The organism is Riemerella columbipharyngis (assembly GCF_900101995.1).
Taxonomy (GTDB): domain Bacteria; phylum Bacteroidota; class Bacteroidia; order Flavobacteriales; family Weeksellaceae; genus Riemerella; species Riemerella columbipharyngis.
In genome coordinates, this window is the sequence record NZ_FNAS01000035.1 from 1 (window position 1) to 2,802 (window position 2,802).

Below are 2,802 nucleotides of genomic sequence, written 5' to 3' on the forward strand. Positions count from 1 at the left end.
ATATCATGAATGCCTACATTTCTTGCCAAGAGCAAGAAAATTTTTGTAGCCATATGCGAAGCCCGGCCTTTGTAGATTAGATTATGGTCGCCGATAAATTGGCGTTTACAGGTTTTGCAAAGATAGTTTTACTTCTTGTTCTTTTTGTTTCCGTTTTTGACTATCTTTGTACCTTGACAATTGGGGCAGTGGAGTTTAATTGTTATTAACATTCAATAGAAATACAATTTTATTCCCTGATTGTCAAACTTTTACACCATCATGCTTTTTAAAACATGACCCTTTATTTATTACCAAATGAATTAAACTTAATTAACCTAAAAAATATATTTAAAAATGTCAAAAGAAGTAATTTCAATTTTAGTATTTGATTTATTCATAGTTGTAATCCCTTTATTATTATATCTATATCCGCCAAAAGAAATAAATTATACATTTGGTTATAGAACTAAACGTTCAGTAATGAATATTGATAACTGGAATTTTTCACAAATTTTTTTTGCCAAAAGATGGTTATTAGTATCGGTAGTTGTTATTCTAACCCAACTTGTTATATTTTTTACTGCAAATATAAATTTAACAAAAGAACCACCAGTAATTCCTATTATTTCAATGATAGAGTTTTTTATTGGAAGTATATTTTGTTACTTCTCAACTGAAAATCAGTTAAAGCGAATGAATAATGAAAAGTAAGTTATATATGATAATTGGTGTCCAAACTGTAAAAGATTTATTTCCATTGTTAAATTTTTAGATTGGTTCAAACTGATTTATTATATAGAATTAAGAAATCCTAAAGCAACAAATACATTAACTGGTTTTGATTTGGTTTTGGCAAGTCAACAAATGGCATCCTTTGATGATAAATGGTATTATGGTTTCTATTCAATATATCAAATACTATTAAGATTGCCATTGTTTTGGCTTTTACAGGGACGCTAAAGTGTTCTCTAATAAATTGATGTACATCTGATAATTTGTAGTAAATTTTCCCAGAAATTGTGTAATAAGGTAGTTTACCCTCAGAGCGATAACACTGCAGAGAACGAGCTGATATTTTGAAGGTAAGCATTAAATCTTGATTGTCGAGTAACTCCTCTCCGTCGATGGTACTTCGTTTCTTTTCGGCTTTTTCAAAGCGTTCTGCAAGTAGGTCGAGACGATCCATCAGTCGCTCCATCCATATGATAAATTCCATTCGGTCGATATTCATAACGAGTAAGTTTTAGTATTTTATTTTTGATTAAGTATTTTTTTCATGAGTTTGCCAATGCTTAATTGCTGCGGGTTTTGGCTGTCCGCAATCAATAATTCCTTGGCTTTGAGTTTTAGGATATAGTTTTTCGATGTCCGTTCCTGTACACCCGTTAAGGCTTTAATTTCTTGTACCAATTCACTATATTCCCATATTTCTCTTTTTCTGAACAGAGGTGATACGAGAGTCGCTAATTCTGTGGTTTTATCTTTCTTTTCGATTTTCTTCTGAGTACCGTAATAACGGTGCATTCCACTTTCAGCATCCCACCGGAATAATATCTTAGGCAGCTGGTTGGGATCTCCTTTACGAATTTTCTTTGGCAATACGACAGAGCAGGCATTCGCACTGTCTTGTTCTACCGAAAGTACCGCTGAGGCTTTTCGTTGCAACTCCGACCCTAAATGCCCCCGAAGTTTTAATCCTCCCGGTGTTAGATGCAGCACACAAACCATACAGGTTTGATAATGCCCTGCCAGAGCATACAGCTCTTCTATCATTTCTATACTTTCACTTTCATTATTGGCTGAACTAATTAAATCGGCAATGCCGTCAATGACAACTAAATGAATACCGGAGTATTCATAATAGAGTGTATCCATACATTGCCGGATAATTTTCATTCGCTCTTTTCTTGGAATCTGCGTAAGACAATAGGCTTTAAAATTTGAGGGCATAGCATTGAGTCCGGCTCGTTTTAATAGTATGGATATATTGTCATAGAGCTGGTCTGCGGATTGCTCGGTATCAAAAAATAAAACCGCTTGGTTATTACAGAAAGTTACGCTAAGCCCAAGTAAGTCTATTGGGTTTTTACCTTGATATAAACTCCCTGCAATCATAGCGGCCACATAGTGGCTTTTGCCGGTGCCTTCACCGCCGGTTATTCCCAAGAGACTGCTCTGCAATCCTAATGCTGTGTCTTTTAATGAGATGATTACCCTTTGTTTGACAGGAGGTTGGCTCCATTGAATTTCGCAAGACTGCAATAATGAAAGCCCTTGCTTATACTTGTCTTGAAGCATTTTCAAAAACAATGTTTTTAAATTATTAGCCGTATGACCTTGCTGAAAATAGTTGGAGATGTCTTTATCTTCTTTACTTCCCGATAGGGGAAGCTCTAAACATTCTACTGTATCGCACAATTTTTCCAAGTGGCTTTGTACTGCTTTCTTTCCTGCACTGTCTACATCATACAATAGCACAATATGGCGAAAACAGCCTTTTAAAGATTGAATCAGAGAGATAGGGATATGACTATTTTCACTATTAAAGCAAATGGCTGAAAAACCTTTTGCATACAAACTCATCACATCTTTTTCTCCGCCTGTAATGAATAAAATATCGCCCCCTTCCGTCGGCAGTTGTTTCAACCCAAAACAATAATCCGAAGCAGTTCCCGCATACAAAAAGCGATGCTTGGACAAGGGACGATAGATTTTAATAAGTTCGGCATTCCGATACGAAAAAATAGGCTCATCATCATTGGATTCTATTCGATAGGGTTGTCCTTTTTTATTGATACTTTCAAAAGACTGCAAAGACTT

The 2,802-nt window shown here is 35.3% G+C and carries 3 protein-coding genes and 1 pseudogene; 2 read left to right on the forward strand and 2 right to left on the reverse strand.

Translation table 11 applies throughout. The features are described 5' to 3' along the window. Positions 1–336: 336 nt before the first annotated feature. Together BLS89_RS10285 and BLS89_RS11355 are read left to right on the forward strand one after the other, a co-directional pair. Positions 337–693 carry an SdpI family protein gene (locus BLS89_RS10285; RefSeq protein WP_092738131.1) on the forward strand — a complete coding sequence of 119 codons (357 nt, stop codon included), beginning with the start codon at positions 337–339 and terminating at the stop codon, positions 691–693. Positions 694–738: 45 nt separating this feature from the next. After that, entirely contained in the window at positions 739–942 is a 204-nt protein-coding gene (locus BLS89_RS11355) for a hypothetical protein (protein WP_394330520.1), read from the forward strand. Here the strand turns inward: BLS89_RS11355 and BLS89_RS10290 are convergent. Together BLS89_RS10290 and BLS89_RS10295 are read right to left on the reverse strand one after the other, a co-directional pair. Then, a pseudogene (locus BLS89_RS10290) lies at positions 923–1,213 on the reverse strand (helix-turn-helix domain-containing protein); the annotation flags it as partial. The gene BLS89_RS11355 and the pseudogene BLS89_RS10290 overlap by 20 nt on opposite strands. Positions 1,214–1,233: 20 nt before the next feature. Further along, positions 1,234–2,802, reverse strand: a 1,569-nt coding sequence (locus BLS89_RS10295; protein ID WP_092738133.1) for a bifunctional DNA primase/helicase, incomplete at its 5' end; no start/stop codon positions are given.

Bases quoted from the DNA above. Each gene is read 5' to 3' on its own strand.
- BLS89_RS10285 (WP_092738131.1), top strand. From the start codon at position 337: ATGTCAAAAGAAGTAATTTCAATTTTAGTATTTGATTTATTCATAGTT.